This window comes from Kribbella sp. NPDC005582, assembly GCF_040605415.1.
GTDB lineage: Bacteria > Actinomycetota > Actinomycetes > Propionibacteriales > Kribbellaceae > Kribbella.
Genome location: NZ_JBEXCU010000009.1, coordinates 143,547 through 162,838 on the forward strand (window position 1 = coordinate 143,547; position 19,292 = coordinate 162,838).

Annotated in this window: 25 protein-coding genes; 11 read left to right on the top strand and 14 right to left on the bottom strand. The window is 68.1% G+C overall.

Annotation, left to right across the window (positions count from 1 at the left end; all coding sequences use genetic code 11):
• Nucleotides 1-32: 32 nt before the first annotated feature.
• The 4 genes from ABZS29_RS36350 to ABZS29_RS36365 all read right to left on the bottom strand — a co-directional run bounded on the left by ABZS29_RS36350 (nucleotide 33) and on the right by ABZS29_RS36365 (nucleotide 3,097).
• Nucleotides 33-971, bottom strand: coding sequence for a potassium channel family protein (locus ABZS29_RS36350; protein ID WP_355469233.1), 939 nt, complete (start codon nucleotides 969-971; stop codon nucleotides 33-35).
• A complete protein-coding gene (locus ABZS29_RS36355) occupies nucleotides 955-2,067 on the bottom strand; it encodes a GNAT family N-acetyltransferase (RefSeq protein ID WP_355469235.1) in 1,113 nt (370 codons plus the stop codon). The genes ABZS29_RS36350 and ABZS29_RS36355 overlap by 17 nt, the downstream gene beginning before the upstream one ends.
• Before the next feature lie 114 nt (nucleotides 2,068-2,181).
• A complete protein-coding gene (locus ABZS29_RS36360; protein WP_355469237.1) occupies nucleotides 2,182-2,586 on the bottom strand; it encodes a hypothetical protein in 405 nt (134 codons plus the stop codon).
• A 16-nt stretch (nucleotides 2,587-2,602) separates the two neighbouring features.
• Complete coding sequence (locus ABZS29_RS36365; RefSeq protein WP_355469239.1) at nucleotides 2,603-3,097, bottom strand: MarR family transcriptional regulator; 495 nt, start codon at nucleotides 3,095-3,097, stop codon at nucleotides 2,603-2,605.
• An 82-nt stretch (nucleotides 3,098-3,179) separates the two neighbouring features.
• Here ABZS29_RS36365 and ABZS29_RS36370 point away from each other — a divergent pair, with 82 nt between their 5' ends.
• The 4 genes from ABZS29_RS36370 (at nucleotide 3,180) to ABZS29_RS36385 (ending at nucleotide 7,100) form a co-directional block, all read left to right on the top strand.
• The gene (locus ABZS29_RS36370; RefSeq protein WP_355469241.1) at nucleotides 3,180-3,629 is read left to right on the top strand and encodes a pyridoxamine 5'-phosphate oxidase; all 450 of its coding nucleotides are present in this window, start codon (nucleotides 3,180-3,182) and stop codon (nucleotides 3,627-3,629) included.
• Nucleotides 3,630-3,657: 28 nt separating this feature from the next.
• A complete protein-coding gene (locus tag ABZS29_RS36375; protein ID WP_355469243.1) occupies nucleotides 3,658-4,272 on the top strand; it encodes a hypothetical protein in 615 nt (204 codons plus the stop codon).
• 230 nt (nucleotides 4,273-4,502) lie between these two features.
• Nucleotides 4,503-5,228 carry a hypothetical protein gene (locus ABZS29_RS36380; protein WP_355469245.1) on the top strand — a complete coding sequence of 242 codons (726 nt, stop codon included), beginning with the start codon at nucleotides 4,503-4,505 and terminating at the stop codon, nucleotides 5,226-5,228.
• Between the two features lie 90 nt (nucleotides 5,229-5,318).
• Nucleotides 5,319-7,100 (top strand): glycerophosphodiester phosphodiesterase family protein, encoded by a 1,782-nt coding sequence (locus ABZS29_RS36385; protein ID WP_355469247.1) that lies wholly within the window; start codon nucleotides 5,319-5,321, stop codon nucleotides 7,098-7,100.
• On the opposite strand, the gene ABZS29_RS36390 is transcribed toward ABZS29_RS36385, so the two are convergent.
• Entirely contained in the window at nucleotides 7,097-8,146 is a 1,050-nt protein-coding gene (locus ABZS29_RS36390; RefSeq protein WP_355469248.1) for a glutamate--cysteine ligase, read from the bottom strand. The two genes, ABZS29_RS36385 and ABZS29_RS36390, sit on opposite strands and share 4 nt — an antisense overlap.
• Before the next feature lie 43 nt (nucleotides 8,147-8,189).
• Here ABZS29_RS36390 and ABZS29_RS36395 point away from each other — a divergent pair, with 43 nt between their 5' ends.
• Together ABZS29_RS36395 and ABZS29_RS36400 are read left to right on the top strand one after the other, a co-directional pair.
• Complete coding sequence (locus ABZS29_RS36395; protein ID WP_355469250.1) at nucleotides 8,190-8,927, top strand: HipA family kinase; 738 nt, start codon at nucleotides 8,190-8,192, stop codon at nucleotides 8,925-8,927.
• A complete protein-coding gene (locus ABZS29_RS36400; protein ID WP_355469252.1) occupies nucleotides 8,924-9,307 on the top strand; it encodes a DUF3037 domain-containing protein in 384 nt (127 codons plus the stop codon). The genes ABZS29_RS36395 and ABZS29_RS36400 overlap by 4 nt, the downstream gene beginning before the upstream one ends.
• Here the strand turns inward: ABZS29_RS36400 and pgm are convergent.
• Genes pgm through ABZS29_RS36425 form a run of 5 tightly spaced genes read right to left on the bottom strand, consistent with a single transcriptional unit; the run spans nucleotide 9,304 to nucleotide 13,666 of the window.
• Complete coding sequence (gene pgm / locus ABZS29_RS36405) at nucleotides 9,304-10,929, bottom strand: phosphoglucomutase (alpha-D-glucose-1,6-bisphosphate-dependent) (RefSeq protein WP_355469254.1); 1,626 nt, start codon at nucleotides 10,927-10,929, stop codon at nucleotides 9,304-9,306. The genes ABZS29_RS36400 and pgm overlap by 4 nt on opposite strands.
• A 34-nt stretch (nucleotides 10,930-10,963) precedes the next feature.
• Nucleotides 10,964-11,320: an MmcQ/YjbR family DNA-binding protein gene (locus ABZS29_RS36410; protein WP_355469256.1), complete on the bottom strand. Its 357-nt coding sequence runs from the start codon at nucleotides 11,318-11,320 to the stop codon at nucleotides 10,964-10,966.
• Between the two features lie 4 nt (nucleotides 11,321-11,324).
• Nucleotides 11,325-11,981 carry a response regulator transcription factor gene (locus ABZS29_RS36415; protein WP_355469258.1) on the bottom strand — a complete coding sequence of 219 codons (657 nt, stop codon included), beginning with the start codon at nucleotides 11,979-11,981 and terminating at the stop codon, nucleotides 11,325-11,327.
• Nucleotides 11,978-13,159, bottom strand: a complete 1,182-nt coding sequence (locus tag ABZS29_RS36420; protein ID WP_355469260.1) for a histidine kinase — start codon at nucleotides 13,157-13,159, stop codon at nucleotides 11,978-11,980. The genes ABZS29_RS36415 and ABZS29_RS36420 overlap by 4 nt, the downstream gene beginning before the upstream one ends.
• A gap of 12 nt (nucleotides 13,160-13,171) precedes the next feature.
• Entirely contained in the window at nucleotides 13,172-13,666 is a 495-nt protein-coding gene (locus tag ABZS29_RS36425; RefSeq protein WP_355469262.1) for a hypothetical protein, read from the bottom strand.
• Between the two features lie 186 nt (nucleotides 13,667-13,852).
• On the opposite strand from ABZS29_RS36425, the gene ABZS29_RS36430 reads away from it, so the two are divergent.
• A complete protein-coding gene (locus tag ABZS29_RS36430) occupies nucleotides 13,853-14,404 on the top strand; it encodes a hypothetical protein (RefSeq protein ID WP_355469264.1) in 552 nt (183 codons plus the stop codon).
• Nucleotides 14,405-14,500: 96 nt separating this feature from the next.
• On the opposite strand, the gene ABZS29_RS36435 is transcribed toward ABZS29_RS36430, so the two are convergent.
• A complete protein-coding gene (locus ABZS29_RS36435; RefSeq protein ID WP_355469266.1) occupies nucleotides 14,501-14,986 on the bottom strand; it encodes a hypothetical protein in 486 nt (161 codons plus the stop codon).
• Nucleotides 14,987-15,151: 165 nt separating this feature from the next.
• Here ABZS29_RS36435 and ABZS29_RS36440 point away from each other — a divergent pair, with 165 nt between their 5' ends.
• From ABZS29_RS36440 to ABZS29_RS36455, 4 genes are all read left to right on the top strand, one after another.
• The gene (locus ABZS29_RS36440) at nucleotides 15,152-15,544 is read left to right on the top strand and encodes an SRPBCC domain-containing protein (protein ID WP_355469268.1); all 393 of its coding nucleotides are present in this window, start codon (nucleotides 15,152-15,154) and stop codon (nucleotides 15,542-15,544) included.
• Between the two features lie 86 nt (nucleotides 15,545-15,630).
• Nucleotides 15,631-16,119, top strand: coding sequence for an FBP domain-containing protein (locus ABZS29_RS36445; protein ID WP_355469270.1), 489 nt, complete (start codon nucleotides 15,631-15,633; stop codon nucleotides 16,117-16,119).
• 30 nt (nucleotides 16,120-16,149) lie between these two features.
• Nucleotides 16,150-16,398: a hypothetical protein gene (locus tag ABZS29_RS36450; protein WP_355469272.1), complete on the top strand. Its 249-nt coding sequence runs from the start codon at nucleotides 16,150-16,152 to the stop codon at nucleotides 16,396-16,398.
• A 9-nt stretch (nucleotides 16,399-16,407) separates the two neighbouring features.
• Nucleotides 16,408-17,013, top strand: a complete 606-nt coding sequence (locus ABZS29_RS36455) for a DUF6000 family protein (RefSeq protein ID WP_355469274.1) — start codon at nucleotides 16,408-16,410, stop codon at nucleotides 17,011-17,013.
• On the opposite strand, the gene ABZS29_RS36460 is transcribed toward ABZS29_RS36455, so the two are convergent.
• The 3 genes from ABZS29_RS36460 to ABZS29_RS36470 form a co-directional block, all read right to left on the bottom strand.
• Nucleotides 17,002-17,409: a hypothetical protein gene (locus tag ABZS29_RS36460; RefSeq protein ID WP_355469275.1), complete on the bottom strand. Its 408-nt coding sequence runs from the start codon at nucleotides 17,407-17,409 to the stop codon at nucleotides 17,002-17,004. The genes ABZS29_RS36455 and ABZS29_RS36460 overlap by 12 nt on opposite strands.
• A 65-nt stretch (nucleotides 17,410-17,474) precedes the next feature.
• Nucleotides 17,475-18,005, bottom strand: coding sequence for an orotate phosphoribosyltransferase (gene pyrE / locus ABZS29_RS36465; protein ID WP_355469277.1), 531 nt, complete (start codon nucleotides 18,003-18,005; stop codon nucleotides 17,475-17,477).
• Nucleotides 18,006-18,014: 9 nt separating this feature from the next.
• Entirely contained in the window at nucleotides 18,015-19,250 is a 1,236-nt protein-coding gene (locus ABZS29_RS36470) for an exonuclease domain-containing protein (RefSeq protein WP_355469279.1), read from the bottom strand.
• Nucleotides 19,251-19,292 lie beyond the last annotated feature (42 nt).

Sequence of the window (19,292 nt, forward strand, 5' to 3'; positions counted from 1 at the left end):
TCCGCTCGTGTTGTCGCCGGCGTACGGGTGGGTCAGTCGTCGTTGTCGTCGGCGCCGGGGCGCTCGGCCCAGGGGGTTTCCTTGGCGGGGCGGACGACGATGAGCTTGTCGCCGGCCGCGAGGACCGAGACGTTGGAGTCGTAGTAGCGGTGCACCTTGCCGTCGCGGACGACCGAGACGACCCGGTCCGGTACGGCGGACGGTGGCTTGCCGACCTCGCGGCCGAGGACGGGGCGTTCGGCGACCTCGAGGCCTTCGCCGTAGGTGAGCAGGTCCTCCATCACCTCACCGAGGTTCGGGCTGACCGCGGACAGGCCGAGCAGGCGACCGACGGCTTCGGACGAGGTGACGACCGCGTCGGCGCCGCTCTGACGCAGCAGCGGGACGTTGTCCTCTTCACGGACCGCGACCACGATGTGCGCGCTCGGGTTCAGCTGCCGCACCGCGAGCGTCACCAGTACGGCGGAGTCGTCGCGGTCCGTGGTCACGATCACCTCGCGGGCCGACATCACCTCGGCCCGGCGCAGCACGGTGCGGTTGGTCGCATCGCCGTGGAACGCGGCCATCTGATCATTGCCCGCGTCCCCGATCGCCTGCGCACGCGGGTCGATCACGACGATGTTGTTGCGCTTCACCCCGTTGCTGAGCAGCGTTTGCACCGCCGACCGGCCCTTGGTGCCGTAACCGACGACAACGACGTGGTCCTTCATCCGCTTCCTCCATCGGGTGTCGCGCATGATCCGGCGACCTTCGTTGGCCAGGACTTCCAGTGTCGTGCCGACCAGTACCACCAGGAAGGAGATCCGCAGTGGCGTGACGATGAAGGCGTTCACCAGCCGGGCCGACGGCGTCACCGGAGTGATGTCGCCGTACCCGGTGGTGGTGAGGGTGACGGTGGCGTAGTAGATGCTGTCGATCAAGCCGACAGTGCCGTCGTACGAATCCTTGTAGCCGTCACGGTCGATCACCACGATCAGCACCATCACGGTCAACAGTCCCAGCGCTACCAGCAACCGGCTGAAGAGCTGAAAGAGCGGCGAGCGTGTGCTCGCGGGCAGGTTGACCAGTAGGCCGTGCGGATTGCGACCGGGCAGGGATGGCACGGGACCGACCATATTGCACCGACGCCCGATCCACCGCATGCGACAGGCTTTCGGTGGACAGTGCGACAGTGACCATCAAGTTGTCGCCGTCGTGGACGACCCTGGTCCGCATCCGCAGACCCTCGATCGTGCGCAGCATCGCCGCGTTCTCCGGCTGGACCACGCAGACCGCCCGGTCGGCGCCCAGATCACGAGCGGCGCCGATCACCTGACGCAACAGCTGAGCACCGAGACCACGCCCCTGCCAGCCGTCCTCGACCAGTACGGCGACCTCCATCGTCGTACTGCCGAGCTCCTCCCACGGAGCGGCCGTGGCCATCCCGACCACCGCGCCGTCGACAGCGGCCACGACCGAGACGCCACCAGCCGGCGCCGACAGGTGCCGCGCGGTCCGGGTGGTCAGCTTCGGCATCGGCACGTGATAGCGCCGAGTACGACTCTCGTGCGAGCAACGCTCATGCATCGCGACCACAGCGTCGGCGTCCTCGACCGTCGCCCGCCGCAACTCCGGTACGCCGCTCCCTGGCCGCGGACCGTCGATCACCGGCTCCTGCAGCCTCTCGGCGAGCCGGCCCGCGATCTCGACCAGCACATCAGCCCGCGCCCACTCGGCCGGCGTGTACTCGCCGAACCCCTGTAGCGCTTCCAGTACGTCGTCCACCGACAGCGGGTCCTCGACCAGCCGCAGTACGGCGCGCAGGTACCGCGTCGGACCATCACTCAGTACGTCGGCCTGACACGGCCGCACCGTGGTCCGGACACAGCCGGCCTCGGCGACCAGGGCGGCCAGGTCCTCGGCGGACCAACCCACGCCCGTGGACACGACGAGCTCGTCGACAGCACCGGTTTCGGCGGTGAAGACTTCCAGACTCAGGATATTGATGTCGTCCGCACCACACCGTGCAGCGAGTTCGGCCAGAGCACCGGGCCGGTCGGCGAGTTCGGTCCTGATTTTCCAGAGCATGCGGACGCCCTCCCTCGTGGAGCTTCGTCCTTCTACTCTGCGGGCGACCTGTTGCTTGGCCGGGTCGCGGATGTTACGCCTACGTCAACGCTCCGCCCGACTACTTGGGCCCGGCTACTTGCGCCGGATCACCTTGGGCAGCCGGGCGCCGATCCGCGGCCTGCGAGCGGCCTTCACCGCCGCGAGCTGCTCGGCCGACTCGCGCTTGTCCAGATCCGCGTGCCGCAACAGCTCCGGATAGGTCGCCTGCGGCACCGACGGGTACGTCGTCACGATCGCGTCCCCGGAGAAGACGAAGAAGATCGACTGACCGTCCTTGATCACCTTGAGCAGCGAACCGTCGCGAACGGTCAGCGCATGCTCGAGCGCCTTCTTCCGGGCGGTCCGCCGGGCCACCGCCGCCTGCACCGCCTGCTGGGCAGGCTCACGCCCGTGCTTCACCGCCTCGGCGACGAGCGGTCCGTAGCGCACGCCGTACTTGATCAAGTTCTTGGCCAATTGGCCCCGTCCAGCCGCCATGGGTCGAGCCTACTGGTCAGCTGGTTGACTCCACATGGGTGAGAAGGCGCTGGAGGAGGTTGTTGAGGGTCTCGCGGTCTTCGGGCGGAAGGGCGCCGGCGAACATCTCGTGGTGGATCTCGACCATCTTGTCGGCGAAGCGGTGGTGCAGAACCTCCCCCTTGCCGGTGAGCTCGACCTGGATCTGAGCCCGGTTCTCCGGCTGGACAGTTCGGGTCAGGTAGCCGCCGGACTCCAACCGGCCGAGCCGCGCCGTCATGCTGCCCGCGGTGATGTGGAAGATCCGGGCCAGCCGGCTCGGTGTGCGCTCGGCAGGCTCGAGATGCGCCAGCCGGAGAATCACCTCGCAGTCGGCCAGCGTCAGGCCCGACTCCGCGGCGACCGCTCGCTGCCACTCCCGATGCAGGCGGGCCAGCTCCACGATCCGGTACAGCGCGGCCTCGATCACGCGATCGGCCTGGTCGTGCCCGGCCAGATGGTGGTCGAGCTCGCCCTCGACGGAATCCGTCATCAGCGCCTCCTTGACAGCCATAGACTTTGAGAGTCAAACTCTTAGACAAGCAAAGTCTATGCCAAACGTGAGGAGTAGTCGAATGCCTGGACCGATGAGCGCCGCCGGCCGTGAGGCCTTCCTGGCCGCATCCCATATCGCGATCCTGTCGATCAGCCAGCCGGACGGGCGGCCGCCGCTGGCGTCGCCGGTCTTCTACCACTACGAGCCCGGCGGCGAGCTGACCTTCTTCACCAACACACTCGGCCGCAAGAGCCGCAAAGCCGACCTGCTCGCCGGCACCGACGCACTGACCTTCACCGTGCAGACCGAAGAGATGCCCTACAAATACGTCACCATCGAAGGCGCCGTGGTCTCCACCGGTCCGGCCACGCCGGGGCAGATGGAGAAGATCGCCCAGCGCTACATGCCGGCCGAGTACGCGCAGGGCTTCGTGCAGAACGAGTTCGCCCACCCCGAGTCCGCGCCGATCCTCTACACCGTGCAGCCGAAGCGATGGTTCAGCAGCGATCTGTCGGACGAGCCCGCTTGAGGTGCGCGGCTTTCTGGCGTCAGGCACCATGGAGGCCGTGAGCTCTCCCAATCCGCGCCGCCCGATCATGCCCGGCAACAAGCTGTTCGAGTCGTTGCCCGGTGCCGTCGACCCGGCGGCGGTGACCGAAGTCGCGCACCGGACCGCCGAGCTGCTGGTGCGTGGGGTGCGGTCGTCGGAGGACACCGAGGTGCACGCGCGGGTGGTGAAGCTGGCCGACGACTACGGTCTCGACGAGCTCGCCGAGCTGTGGTCCGACGCGCCGTCGGATTCGCTGCCTGGTGCGCTCTGGCGGCTCTACCTGCTGCGTTCCTGGGTGCATTCGCATGCGGACCAGGTGTCCCGCGAATTCAGCACCGGCCGGAAGTATGCCGAGGTGCACGCGGTCGTGGCCGGTGTCGCCGAGCCACCTGGACCGGCCGAGGTGCGCGACATGGTGGACGCCGTACTGCGTGGCGTGGCGACCGGGGACTTCGCGACCACGCTGGATCGGGCGGCGGCGTTCGCGCGGATCATCGCGACCGGCCGGGCACATCTGGCCGACGAGGGCCACAACGAGGTGCTGTCGGCCTCGAAGCTGGTTGAGATGGCGGACCAGTTGCAGACCGCCGCGCGGTCCGAGCGCGCCGGCCAACTCTGGTAGTCGGTGGTTGCATCACGAGACCTGAAGTGTTATGGGTCTCGCGCGCGTGACATCTCAACAGGACAAGGGATTTGGGCACCGGTTACACTGTTCGAGGTGTCGGGCCGGTGCAAGCCCCGGGTCCCAAATAAAGCCGCTACGAGCGGCCACGCGCCGTGAGGCGCTTCCCGGTCCGGCACCCCTAACTTCCTCCAGCTCGCGTGAGCCCGCGCGGTGCTAGCTTCCGGCGCGTGAGGCTCATCGCATCCGTGGTCGCCGCCGGGCTGATTCTGGCCGGCTGCTCGACCGCCGATTCCAAGGACATCCGCACCAGCGGCATCAAGGCCGACCTGCTGGTCACGGTCAAGGACCACGACCGGCGCGCCGAACTGCTCGCCACTCTGCGCGCGGGCACCTTGACCTACGTCAAGCTCGGCGACGACGAGGCTATCAACGTCTCGAGCAGCGACTCCTCAACCGAGCTGCGCCGCAACAAGTCCCTGGGCGTGACGAACTACTCCGGACGCCTCGAAGGCGAGCTGCGGGCCGGTACCGAGGTCACCTTCGACCTGCGGCGGGACAGCAACAACGAGTCCGCGCCGCACTCGACCGTTTCACTGCCCGAGCGCCTGCAGCTGATCGCCCCCGCCGTCGGTACGACGGCCTCGCGCCAGTCACCGATCACCGTGCGGTTCGAGTCGGGACCGACCGACCTGCCGACCACCGTCAGCTGGAGCGGCTCGTGCATCCAGAACGGCGAGTTCCAGCTGCCGTCCGGTGGGGTCGTCACCCACATCCCGGCCGGCCGGATCAAGCCCACTGCGGTCTCGCCATCGGCCGGGCAAAGCGCCGACACCTCGTGCACGGTCCGGATCAAGGTCTTCCGCCGCGCGACCGGCGCGCTCGATCCGGCGTACAAGGAGGGGTCGATCGTCGCGGAGGCGCAGTCCTTCCGCGACATCACGTCGATTCCGTGAATGCTTGACGGTTACCTGCCAGCCTTTTGTCGGTTACCTTCCTCGGAGACTCTCGGGGCATCCGCCCACCATCCCCCGGAAGGAAACCTCATGCACCGCCTTCCCCGTGCGCTGCTGCCAGTCGCCCTGATCGGCGGCCTGCTGCTGCCGGCGGCGCCGGCCAGTGCCTCCCGTGGCACCTTCGACATCCAGGGTCACCGCGGTGGCCTCGGTCTGACCGTCGAGAGCACGATCGCGTCGTTCGCCCGCGGGCTCGAGGTCGGCGTCAGCACGCTCGAGCTCGACGTCCAGATCACCCAGGACGGGTACGCCGTGGTCACCCACGACCGCAAGATCGGCGCGAACAAGTGCCGCGACACCGCGCCGTACACGCCGAACGACCCCGAGTTCCCGTACGTCGGCAAGTACGTCAACACGCTCGACCTCCGTCAGATCAAGCAGCTCGACTGCGGATCGCTGACCCAGCCGGAACACCCGGCCCAGCAGCCCGATCCAGGCGCCCGGATGCCCGAGCTGCGGGAGGTCTTCGCGCTCGTTCACCGTTTCCACGCCAACGACGTGAAGCTGAACATCGAGACCAAGGTCGAGGCCGGTGCGCCGAGCGAGACCGCGCCGCGGGAACAGTTCGTCCAGGTCGTCGCACAGGAGATCCGGAAGGCGCACATCGGCCGCCAGGTGACGATCCAGAGCTTCGACTGGGGCGCACTGATGCGGATGCGTCAGGTCGCACCCGAGCTGCCGCTGGTCGCGCTGACGAACTACGACTTCCTGCAGACCGGTCAGCCGGGCAAGTCGCCGTGGCTCGGCGGTCTCGACATCGACGACTTCGGCGGTGACCTGGTCAAGGCGACCAAGTCGTTCGGCGCCTCGGCGATCTCGCCGGTGCACGGATTCCCGCAGAACGGCAAGGTCACCGACCCCGGTTACACGCCGTACGTGACCGCCGAGATGGTGAAGTCGGCGCACCAGGCCGGGATGAAGGTGGTCCCGTGGACGATCGACGACCCGGCCACGATGCAGTCGCTGATCGACAAGGGCGTCGACGGGATCATCACCGACTACCCCGACCGGCTGCGTTCCGTCGTACGGGACAACGGCTTCCGGCTGCCGCGCGCGTACGACGCTCCTGCGGTCCGGGCGCTGCCGTCGGCCCACGCGCACAACGACTACGAGCACCGGCGGCCGCTGCAGGATGCCTTGGACCGTGGGTTCAACAGCGTCGAAGCGGATGTCTGGCTGATCGACGGCGAGCTACGGGTCGCTCATGACGAGCAGGACGCCAAGCCGGGCCGCACGCTGGAGAGTCTGTACCTGAAGCCGCTGGCCGACCGGGTCCGCGCGAACCACGGCCAGGTCTATCGGCACGGCCGCGACTTCCAGCTCCTGATCGACATCAAGAGTGACGGACCGACGACGTACGCGGCCGTCGACGCAGCGCTGCGCAAGTACCGCGGGATCAGCACGATCTTCGCGAACGGCCACGTCTTCAAGGGCGCGGTCACGTCCGTGATCAGCGGCAACCGCCCGCTCGACGTACTGAAGGCGCAGAAGATCCGGTACGCCGGGTACGACGGCCGCCTGAGCGACCTGAACTCGGGGATGCCGGCGTCACTGATGCCGTTGGTCAGCGACAACTGGACCAACAACTTCACCTGGATCGGTGTCGGCCCGATGCCGGCCGCGGAGCGCACCAAGCTGCGCGAGATCGTCCAGACCGCCCATCACGCCGGCTACCGCGTCCGGTTCTGGGCCACTCCGGACACCCGCGGCGCTGCTCGCGACGCGCTCTGGTCCGAGCTTGCTGCCGCCGGCGTTGACCACCTCAACACCGACGACCTGCACGGTCTCGAAGACTTCCTGCGCGACCGTTAAGTGACTTCCGTGAGGGCGATGACATCACCGCCCTCACGGAACGTCCTCTGTTGACGAAGCGCACCGTTGCCGTCCGAGAGCGCTCGCGCGATTCCGTCGGCCACCAGGTCCTCGTCACCGAGCTCCTGCAGCGCGGGACCGACGTACTGGACCAACTTCGCCAGCACCTCCGCCACTGGCAGCAACTCCCCGGTCGCGACATCGACCGCACCGCCGGTCAATCCGTCCCGAGCCGCCAGCCAGTACGCCGCCCGCAGGATCTCCGGCTCGAGTTTCGGCCCAGGACCGTCCTCGACCCCGGTCATCACCAGCGCGCGGGCCAGCGTCGCCAGCAGGACGGTCTCGTCCACGGTCAGTGGTACGTCGCTCACCCGCAGCTCGATCGTCGGCAGATGACTCGACGGCCGGACGTCCCAATAGACCATCTGCTCGTCCATGATCGTGCCGGCGGCCAGGTGCATCGCCACCAACGCGTCGTAGTGTTCCGGCGACTCCAGGTACGGCGGCGGTCCGGCGCTCGGCCAGCGCGACCACATCACCCACCGCCAGCTCGCGAAGCCAGTGTCCTGATCGAGGTAGACCGGCGAGTTCGCCGTCAGTGCCAGCAGCGTCGGCAGCCACGGCCGCAGGTGATTCGAGACCCGAATCGCCGCCTCCTGATCCGGTACGTCGACGTGCACGTGGCAGCCGCACACCGCCTGCTCCCGGGCCAGCAGACCGTACCGGTCGGCCATCTCCCGATAGCGAGCCTTCTTGGTGATCAGCTGCGCCGCCGCACCGCGAGGCGGTACGGCGATCGCCAGCAACCGGGCGTCTTCGCTCGCAGCCGCTCCGGCCAGGTCGCTCCGCAGACTGCGCAGCGCCTGGTCCAGCTCGGCAGCGGAATCACAGACCGGGCTGTTGAGCTCCACTTGCGCACGAGTCAACTCGAGGGTGACGTCGAGGTCCGGCAGGCTGTCGATCACCGCCTGGTTACGCGGGAGCGGATTGCCGGTGGCGGAAACCAGCAACAGCTCTTCTTCGACTCCGATGGACGGGATGTTCACCCTGGTCGAGTACCCCCCGGAAAACCCGGTTAGGCTCGGCGCCGTGAGTCTGCCGATTGTCACTGCCACCCGGTACGTGCTGCCGTTGCGTGAGGGCGGGTCGCTGCCTGGTGTTGTCGAGGGCAACGATCTCGGGACGTACGTGATCAAGTTCACCGGCGCCGGCCAAGGGCCGAAGGCACTGGTCGCCGAGGTCGTGGTCGGCGAGTTGTTCCGCCGGCTCGGACTGCGGGTGCCGGAGCTGAAGCTGATCCACCTCGATCCGGCGATCGGCAAATCGGAGCCGGACTTCGAGATCCAGGAGCTGCTGATCCGCAGCGCCGGCCTGAACCTCGCGGTCGACTTCCTCCCCGGCTCGTTCGGGTACGACGGATCGGCCGGCAACCCCGGTGATGCGGAGATGGCGAAGATCCTCTGGCTGGACGCGTTCGTCGCGAATGTCGACCGATCGTGGCGCAACACCAACCTGCTGGTCTGGCACAAGGACCTCTGGCTGATCGACCACGGCGCCGCCCTCTACTTCCACCACTCGTGGATGTCCGCGGAGAAGTTCGCCACGCTCCGGTACGACGCCGACGATCACGTGTTCTCGGTCGCAGCTCCCGGCGTACCGGCGATTGCGGATGGCCTGGCCGCGGCGATCACCCCGGAGTTGCTCACCGAGGTGATCGATCTGGTCCCGGACGAGTGGCTCGGTGAAGGTGATCGCGAGCGGTATCTCGGACATCTGCTGGCTCGGCTGGAACAGCGGGCGGCCTGGCAGCCGGGTGGTGCGGCATGAGCGATCTGGTGCCGTTCGACTACGTGATCCTGCGCGCCGCGCCGCGCATCCACCGTGGTGAGTTCGTCAACGTGGGAGCGGTGCTGTACTGCCGTTCCCTCGACTTCCTCGGTGCCGCCTGGGATGTCGATCCGTCCCGCCTCCGCGCGTTGGACCCCGCCGTGGACGTGGACGTGGTCTGCGCATCGCTGGAGCACATCCGATCGATCTGCGCCGGCGATCCGGCGGGCGGCCCCGCCGCGGCGACCCGGATCGGTGAACGTTTCCGCTGGCTGGCCGCACCGCGCAGTACGGTCGTGCACCCGAGCCCGATCCACAGCGGGCTCACCAACGCGCCCGCCGCGGATCTGGACCGATTGCTCGAAGCCTTCGTGCGTTAGCTTTCGAGCGCCTTCGAGACGACGTCGCGCGCCTCGACGAAGACCTCTTCGAGGTGCTCGGCGCCCTTGAACGACTCGCCGTAGATCTTGTACAGGTCCTCGGTCCCGGACGGCCGCGCCGCGAACCACGCAGACTCGGTCGTCACCTTCAGCCCGCCGATCGCCGCGCCGTTGCCCGGTGCGCTGGTCAGCCGGTCGACGATCGGCTCACCGGCCAGCTCGGTCGCGGTGACCGCATCGGCCGACAGCGCCGAGAGCCTGGCCTTCTGGTCGCGGGTCGCCGGTGCGTCCACCCTGCTGTACGCCGAGGCGCCGAACCGCTCGACGAGTTTCGCGTGCGCCTGGGAGGGAGTTTCGCCGGTGACGGCGGTGATCTCGCTGGCCAGCAGCGCGAGCAGGATGCCGTCCTTGTCCGTCGTCCACACTGTGCCGTCGAACCGCAGGAAGCTCGCACCGGCCGACTCTTCGCCGCCGAAGCCGACCGAGCCGTCGATCAGGCCGGGCACGAACCACTTGAAGCCGACCGGCACCTCCCACAGCCGGCGGCCGAGGTCGGCGACCACGCGATCGATCAGCGACGACGACACCAGCGTCTTGCCGACCGCGACCTCAGGACCCCACTGCCGGTTCGCGAACAGGTACGAGATCGCCACGGCGAGGTAGTGGTTCGGGTTCATCAGCCCGGCGTCCGGCGTGACGATGCCGTGCCGGTCCGAGTCCGCGTCGTTTCCGGTGGCGACGTCGTACCGGTCTTTCTGGGCGACCAGGGAAGCCATCGCGTACGGCGAAGAGCAGTCCATCCGGATCTTGCCGTCGTGGTCCAGCGTCATGAACGACCACGCCGGGTCGAGCCGCGGGTTCACGACGGTCAGGTCGAGGCGGTGCCGCTCCGCGATCGCGGCCCAGTAGTCGACGCTGGCGCCGCCGAGCGGGTCGGCGCCGATCCGGACCCCGGCCTCGCGGATCGCGTCCAGGTTGAGCACCGACGGCAGGTCGTCGACGTAGTGACCGAGGAAGTCGTAGGAACCGGCGTGCTGCCGCGCCTGCTCGAAGGGCTTGCGGCGGACCTCGCGATTGCCACCGGCGATCAGCTCGTTCGCCCGGTTCGCGATCCAGCCGGTCGCGTCGGAGTCGGCCGGGCCGCCGTGGGGCGGGTTGTACTTGATGCCGCCGTCACGCGGCGGGTTGTGCGACGGCGTGATCACGATGCCGTCCGCACCGGCGCCCTCGACCCGGTTCAGCCGCAGGATCGCGTGCGAAACGCCCGGCGTCGGCGTCAGCCGGTCCTCGCTGTCGACGAGCGTCTGTACGTCGTTGCCGGCGAGCACCTCGAGGACGGTCCGCCAGGCGGGCTCGGACAGGCCGTGGCTGTCCCGGCCGACCAGCAACGGACCGTTGGTCCCTTCGCCGGCCCGGTACTCGCAGACTGCCTGGGTGATGGCCAGGATGTGCGCCTCGTTGAAAGCGCCGTCGAGACTCGAGCCGCGATGGCCCGACGTACCGAAGACGACCTTCTGAGCGGGGTTCTCGACATCCGGCGTGATGCTGTCGTACGCCGTGAGCAGTGCGTCGACGTCGACGAGATCGCCGGGCTGGGCGGGCTGGCCTGCGCGTGGGTGCATGACCACATGCAAGCACACCTGCCCACGCAGGGCACTAGGTGTCCAGGCGAGCGACCAATGTCTTCGGCGCGACCTGGCGAAAGGCGTTCTCGACCAGGTCGGCCAGGTGATCCCAATCCACGTCGTCGACGTCCAGGTAGACGCCGAGCCAGCCGCGATGACCGACGTACGGCGGGCGATAGAAATGCTCGGGATCGTCGGCGACGAGTGACTCCTGGACGCCCGGTGGCGCGGCGCACCACAGACCGATCCGGTCGTCGTGATGCTGATTGGCGAACATCACGAACACCTTCTTGTCGCGCACGAACCATGTCGGTTCGCCATGACTCAACCGCTCGGTCGCCTCCGGCATCGCCAGACACAACGCTCGGAGCTGCTCGAGGACGTCCATCCGCCTAGTGTCGCGGACCCGGGACCACCACGCCCGATTCGTAGGCGTAGACGACGGCCTGGGCGCGATCCCGCAGCTCGAGCTTGGCCAGGATGTTGCTCACGTGTGTCTTGACCGTCTGCTCCGCAAGCACCAGCTGGGCGGCGATCTGCCGGTTGGACAGTCCGCGCGCGACCAGCCGCAGTACGTCGGTCTCCCGCGGCGTGAGCTTTTCCGGAGGAGTCGTGGCGACGGGCTGGGCGCGAGCGAAGTCCTCGACCAGCCGCCGAGTCACTGACGGCGCCAGCAACGCATCGCCGGCCGCAACGACCCGAACCGCGCCGGCCAGCTCGTCCGGCGTCGAGTGCTTCAGCAGGAAGCCACTCGCTCCGGCGCGCAGAGCGGCGTACACGTAGTCGTCGAGGTCGAACGTGGTCAGCATGATCACGCGCGGCGGCTCTGGACCCTCGAGAATCTCGCGCGCTGCCGACAGTCCGTCCAGGACCGGCATCCGCACATCCATCAGGATGACGTCCGGGCGAAGTTCGGCGGCTTTGACGATCGCTTCGGCGCCGTCACCGGCCTGGCCGACCACCTCGATGTCGGGCTGCGCGTTCAACAGTGCGCCGAACCCGGCTCGCACCATCTCCTGATCGTCAACGATCAGCACGCGGATCGTCACTCGGCCACCTCTTCCAGAACGGGGATGGCGACGTACACGAGGTAGCCGCCGTCAGGGGTCGGTCCGGCCGATAGCGCGCCGTCGACCAGCTCGACCCGCTCGTGCATGCCCATCAGGCCGTGACCGCCACCTGTTGTGGGGACCGGCGTCGCGCTGGGGCCATTGCGCACCTTGACCTGCAAGTGCGCGTCAGCACGCCGTACCTCGACCAGGATGGCCGACCGCGGTGCGTGGCGAACGGCGTTGCTCAGCGCCTCTTGGACCACCCGGTACGCCGTGAGCTGGACCGCAGGGTCGATCTCGTCGAGCGGCTCGGCCACGAACTCGACCACAGCGCCGGCCTGCCTCGCGGTCTCGACGAGATCGCGCAACTGATCGAGCCCTGGCTGCGGTTCGAGGTCCTGGCGCTCCTCCGACCTCAGCAGCCGCAGTACTCGCCGCATCTCGGTCAACGACGCCCGGGCCGCCTCCCCGATCTCCGCGAACTCCTTCTGCACCTCTTCCGGTACGTCGGCCAGCCGGTGCGGCGCACTGTCCGCCCGGACGACGACCACCGACAAGTGGTGCGCGACGACATCGTGCAGCTCACGGGCGATCCGGGCTCGCTCCTGAAGGCGGGCGCGCTCAGCGCGTTCGGTCTCGCTGATGACCTCCTGCTCGGCCAGCCGCTGCCGCGCCTCGGCGCGCGACCTCAGCAGGTCACCCACCACCGCAGCGGCCGCCGACACCACGGCCATGACGACCCCGGAAGCCCAGTTGGTGTACGAGAAGTCGAACCCCGGCACGTAGGCGATCAAGCTGAGGAGCTGGGCGGCGATCCACCATCTGACGAGGTGCTCTCGCGACAACCCGCGGGCACCGGCGATGGTGAGGACGGCGCTGTAGCCGAAGACGGCGGTGACCGCCCACGGCCAGGGCTCACTGGAGCTGACAGCTCCGCCGGCCGCGGCCGAGAGCGCCGTGACCGCCAGGCTGGTGGTCAGCGCCATCCGCGGCCGGAACCAGGCCAGAGCGAGACTGAAGGCGCGGGCCAGGCTTAGCCCGATGATCAGCGGCTGCAATTCCACGTAGTAGTGCTGCTCGAGATCAGCCACCGTGAGGGCGAACAGTACGACGACGCTGAGGGCGGCCACCCACGCCCAGCGGCCGGTCGGCCAGGCGCGCTGTTCAGTGGTCACGTTCGGACTCTTTCACAGCTGCTGGATCCACGACCAGAAGAACAGCATCCCACCGGCGCAGAGCACGATCGTTGCCGGAAGCACCCATTTCGACGAGCTGACGCCGTACACCGTGCGAACGAAGGCCGCGTGCAGTGCGGCGATGCCGAGCAGGACGAACGGGATGCCGATGATGATCGGAAGCGACACCGCGGCATGCGCCGCCCAAGCGCCCGCCCGGGTCGGGCCGCGGACGATCGACGTCACGAACAGGAGCAGCAGGAACCAGTTCATCAACCCCAGCACCGAGCTGACCAGACCCGTCCAGAACACCGCGATGCCGTTGATCCGGCGATTCCCCAGCTCGGGCTGCCGCCATCGCGGGGTCGCGTCGGCCGGTTGGCCGATGATCGCGTCCGCCATCGCCTGGATACCGACCGGGACGAGGCACAAGGGCCGGCCGAGCCTCCGGCCCGCCCGGCGCCGCGGCAGCGCCCGGACCTGGTGGTTGACAAGCGTTTGTGTCATGTCGTCGAGCCTAGAAATCCAGAGCGAGCCGCGCCTCCAGCCAGGGAGCCAACTGCCGACCGGTACCCCGGTAGGGGGTGGAATGTGACTCAGGTCACAGTGACCACGGTCCGTGCCGTGGCGTTACACGGTCAGTGCCGAATGACGTTCTGCGTCGGCGGCGCGCGGCCTGAGTGGAGGTTCGGCATGCGCAATCGAAGTCTGGCAGTTTCCGCGGTTCTCGTCCCGGTGATGGTTCTCGCGGGATGCGGTCAGGAGGCGACGTCCAACGTCGCCGCCTCCTCCCCCGGCGCCCACAAGGCGCCGAAACAGAGTCTCACCGAGCAGGTCAGCGGCCCGGCCGTCGGCTCCGCCGACCCGGTCGTCAACGCGTACTACGACTACCGCGTCGCGCTCGACGACATGATGCGCAGCGGCGGGATCATGACCGAGCAGCTCAAGCCGCTGATGACGCCCAAGCTGTTCCAGTCGATCAGCGCCCAGGCGAAGTACTACCGGACCAAGAAGCTGCGCAACACCGGGGTCACCACGGTCCTGTGGGCAAAGCGCACGCTGGCGTCGAACGGCGTCATCGTCACCGCTTGCTACGACACCAAGGCCGCCACCACCGTGAACGCCGCCGGCCGCGCGGTGCTCCCGACCACCACCCCGACCCGCTGGCTCGACCACATGCGGGTCCAGCAGCAGAGCTCGCGCTGGATCGTCGACGGCGGCACCACCACCCCGACGTCCTGCTGACCCTTCAGACCTTCGGTTCGCCGCCAACCGGCACACCTCGCGTCCCGGAGCCGGCAGCGCGGAGACGCCCCTCTCCGCGCTGCTTCACTTCTCTGCCTATTGATGGCGGACCATCTGCCGGAGAAGAGCTTCGACGGCTCCGTGCAGGTCGTCGTCGTGGCGCGGGCCCGACCAGACGACCACACATCCCTTGTCGCCGAGCATCTCCGCGACAAGCTCACGCGCCGGCGTCGGGTCACCTTGATTCAGTACGACGACCAGCCGCCGCCCGTCGCGCTGCAGCCGGTCGAGCAGCGGCGGCAGCGTGGACCCGCGGAACACTCCCGGGTCGCTCTTCACCTTGGTCTCGACCATCACGCCACGCCCGCGGACGACGAGCAGGAAGTCGGCGCGGTCCCTGGTGAACTCGCGGTCGTGGTAGATCCGCGCCTTCGGCCAGAGCCGCTGCAGCGCGGCATCCACGTCGGCGTCGTACCGGTCGGCGAGCCGGCTCACCTTCGAGCTCGTTCCGCGCGGGCGGAACCGCTCCGGGCGCTCTCGCCCTCTTCCGAACAGCCAACGGGTGACTTTTGTGTCGATCATCGGCGGACCCCTCGCACTGGCCAACACTCGTGGTCAGTCTCCCCAGCTGCGAGAGTGGACGAACCCCGGGCACTCCGATCGTGATCGCACCGCCACACAACGGCACTAATCTTGGTCCAGGCCACAATCACTTCCGCCCGTCGGCCCCAGCGAAAGGTGTTCGGGTTGCCCACCTGGAAACTCCACTTCAAGTCCGGCCCCAGCGACGTCTACCGCGCCCTCAGTACGCCGGGCGGCCGGTCGAGGTACTGGGCCGATGCCCCCGAATCCGACGGCACGATCAACTTCACCTTCCCCGACGGCACGACGACCGAGGCCCGGATCGAGGAGGCGGTGCAGAACCGCCGGTACCGGTTCTCCTGGTTCGAGGGCCGCGAACTGACCTTCAACCTCTCCCCGGACGAGGCCGGCGGGACCGACCTCACTGTGGTCGGCCAGAGCGGGCCACACCTCAGCGACGACATCTCGGTCCTGCTCCGGCTCAAGGCCTGGGTCGACTTCGGCGTCGACCTCCGCAACCACGACCGCACCCGCAGTACCGGCTATCTCGACGGCTGATGCCTTGGGCAACTATCTCGGTATTTCGGTTGCGGCCCGGCGTCCCGGCCAGGTCTCATAGGGCCGGGAACGACGGAAGGACCGAGGTGGAACCGCTCAGCATCGACGAGATCAGAGGCTCGTTCGTCAACTCGACCAAGAGTCTGGTCAAGGCGATGACCCCGCCGCCGCAGTTCAGCGAACTGCCGTGGGAGTCGCTGGACTTCCTCGGCTGGCGCGACCCGAAAGCGCCGAACCGCGGCTACCTCGTCGTACGGCGTGCTGGCGGCGTGACCGGGATCGCGCTGAACACCCAGGCGAGCAGCAAGCCCCGGCGCGGCACCGGCCTCTGCGACCTCTGCCACTGCGCGCACCAGATCACCGACGTCGCCCTGTTCGCCGCCCGCCGCGCCGGCACCGCCGGCCGCGAGGGCAACACGGTCGGCACCTACATCTGCGCCGACCTGGCCTGCTCGCTCTACCTGCGCGGCCTCCGCGACCTCGACGTACCCCAGGGCGAAACCATCTCCCCCGAGCTCCGCGTCGAGCGCCTGGCCACCCGCCTGGAAAACTTCGTCACGCGCGTCCTTGCCTGACCACCAGGGGTCGGCTCTAGGCTGACCCGCATGACGGAGTTCAGGATCACGCACGAGGTACACCAGTCACACCCGGACATCCGCGAGCGCCTCACCGCCACCACGATCGAGGCGATCAACGAGTCCAGCGCCCGCTCCGCCGAGGACGCCGCCCGCGTCCTCCTGCACAAACTCGCCGAGATCGGCGTCCACATGAGCGAAGCCGCCTGCCTCGCCGCCATCGAACGCCTCCGCTCCGGCAAACAACTCCGCTTCGAAATCGAAGAAGCCAGGGACTAGCCTTCCCGAGTGGGGCTGACCGAAGACGACCGTCGCCGGGCTTTCCAGCGGTGGGTGGCGCCGGGCCGCCGCTACCTGTACCTGACCGGCTACGCGGCCGTGATGCCGCGCTGGCGTCAGCGCTGGTTCCAGTGGCGCCTACGCACGGACGGCCGCCGGGCACCGGCCGAAGACCTGGCACTGCTGCTCGACGGCGACTGGCGCGAGCGGCTCACCGCCGTCTGGCTGATCGCCGCCGGTCAGCGAGCCGATCTGCGTCCGGTGATCGAGCGAGGCCTACTCGGCGATGAGCCGTCCGGTCTGCGCTGGAGCTACCTTCCGGCGCTGGCCAGCCTCGGCACCAAGGACGACGCGCAGATCCTGGTCACCTACCTCGAACGGGCTCTCACGCTGCCGCCCGACGCGCCTTCACAGTGCCAGCCCCGGGCTCTCGACACCTTGATCTACCTCGACGAGCAACTCGGCACGAACCACGCCGAGCAGTTCCTCGGCCCCGACGGTCCCTGGGAGCGCTGGTCGGAGTCTGCGGTGGAACCGCCCGATTGGGACGGTGACCTGGACAGCATCCGCGCTGACGTCGCCTTCGCCGCCGGCCGCGACCCCTCAGCCGAATAGCTCCTTGGCGCGCTTGATCTCCAATGCCTTGAGCTCGGCACGCGTTTCCGGCCATCGCTCTGTCCTGAAGAGCCCCTCGATGGTGTCAAGGTTCTGCCCGATGAAAGCTGCGTAGCCCTCATCGAGCAGCCCAGAGGTCTCAGGCTGGCCGCTCATGAGCCGACGGAGGAGATCCACCGAGAACCATTCCGATGCGGCACCGCCTGAGACCGGCTGAAAGTCCAGGAAAAGCTGGCCGCGGTCCCTCACGAACTGGAGGCGGAGTACATCTGATTCGACCACGAGCAACGCGTCGCCACCGTTGACCGTGCTGACTTCGGATCCAGCGATGCGGAAGCGCGCTTCGTCCCAGAGGAATCCCATGTGCGTTGCGATGAACGCGAGGATGAGCGTCACGTCAGCCTCCTGGCCTGAGCGACCTCTGGTTCACTCACCGATGCCCCTTAGTCGTCAAGGTCGGCTCAGGTGAGGTTGCCTGAGGTGAGGTCGGCGGGGGTAAGCAGTGGGTGGAGGGTCAGCCCGGCTTCGGTGAGCGGGTCGGGGGTGGTGGGGTTTCGGTTGATGACGCAGACGGCGTGGTTGATCTCGGCGCCTGCTGCCCGCAGATCTTGGGTGGACAGGACGATCTGACCGCCGGTCGTCACCACGTCCTCCACGATCGCCACCCGCCGGCCCGCCACGTCCGCGCCCTCGGCCAGCCGACGGGTCCCGTACTCCTTGGCCTTCTTCCGCACGAAGGCGCACGGCAGTCCGGTGTGGCGGCTGAGGGCGGTCACGACCGGGATCCCGCCCATCTCCAAGCCCGCCAGCACCTCGGTGTCGGTCGGCACCAGGGCGACCATCGCGGCCGCCAGCTCATCGAGCAGCACGGGATCAGCTTCAAATCTGTACTTGTCGAAGTACTCCCCCGTCACCTGCCCCGATCGCAGCAGGAACTCTCCGGTCAAATGCGCGGTCTGACAAACCCGTCGCCCCAGCTCAGCAATCTCCACGTCGGCACCCTAACTCGCGTGCTGCTGCCGCTCCGGCGCCGGCAGCAGCCGCCGGAAGGCGTCGACCGAAATGATCGGTACGCCGAACTCGCGGGCTGCACGCGCCTTCACGGACAGACTGTCCGGGTCCGCCGCGACCACGAACGTCGTATCGGGCCGCACGGCCTCCTGAGGCGCGAACCCGGCCGCGACCGCACGATCCCACCACACCTCGCGCGGCTCGATCATGTCGCCGGTGAAGACCAGCGTGCTCCCCAGTGGAAACCCGTCCGCGCCAGGACGCGACGGAACGACGTACTGACCGCCACTAGCGCGCAGTAGTGCATCGTCCACATCGGTCTCCAGATAGCCCAGCATCACGGCGATCCGGTCGAGATGACTGCGCCGCTCCGGCGTGATTCCACCGGCCGCCCAGGACGCATCGGCCAGCTCGGAAACGTAGCCACAGTGGAGATCCTGGACCTGCAGCCGGGTCAGTCCGAGCTCGGTCGCGACCTGCACCAATTGGTCGGCGTCGGTGGCGGTGATCTCGCGGTTCGCCAGAATGCCGTCGAGCAGCGACAAATAAGAGTCGGCCTGCGGCGGTTCTGGAACCCGCGGCAACTGGTCGACGAGTCGACTCATCCACCCATGCCGGCCACCGGCGTGCACCGGCCGAATCGTCGGCGTGAAATCACTCCCCGGCAGCTCCGGCCAGCGCAGGTCGCGGATCTCTTCATATGCCCACTGCCACGGCGGTGGTGAAGGGAAAGCCTTCAGGTACTGACCGAACAGCTCAGCTGTCGCTCGGGTATCGGCCAGTGCAGAGTGCCAGCCCTCGAGTGAGATCCCGGCTGCCGCACAGCACGCACCGAGCGTCCGTTTGGCTCCCGGATACAGATAGCCGGCGAGCGCCATCGTGCACATCGACCGCTCGGTGATCAACGGCACCGCGACGCCGAGCCGATCGAACTCCGCCCGCAGGAACCCGAGGTCGAACTCGACGTTGTGCCCGACCACCATCCGCCCGGCCAGCAGTTCGCCCAGCCGCCGCGCGACGGCATCGAACTCCGGTGCGTCCAGCACGTCAGCGGTGAGAATCCCGTGGATGTGCTGGGGTCCCAGGTCGCGCTGCGGATTCAGCAGCGTGACCCACTCGTCCTCGATCTGCCCGCGCGCGTCCAGCAGCACGACCGCGATCTCGATCACCCGATGCCGATGGCTCGGCAACAGACCGGTCGTCTCAGTGTCGATCACGGCATACATCGCGGGCCTCCTCGTGCTCGGTTTCCGACCCACCACAAGCCA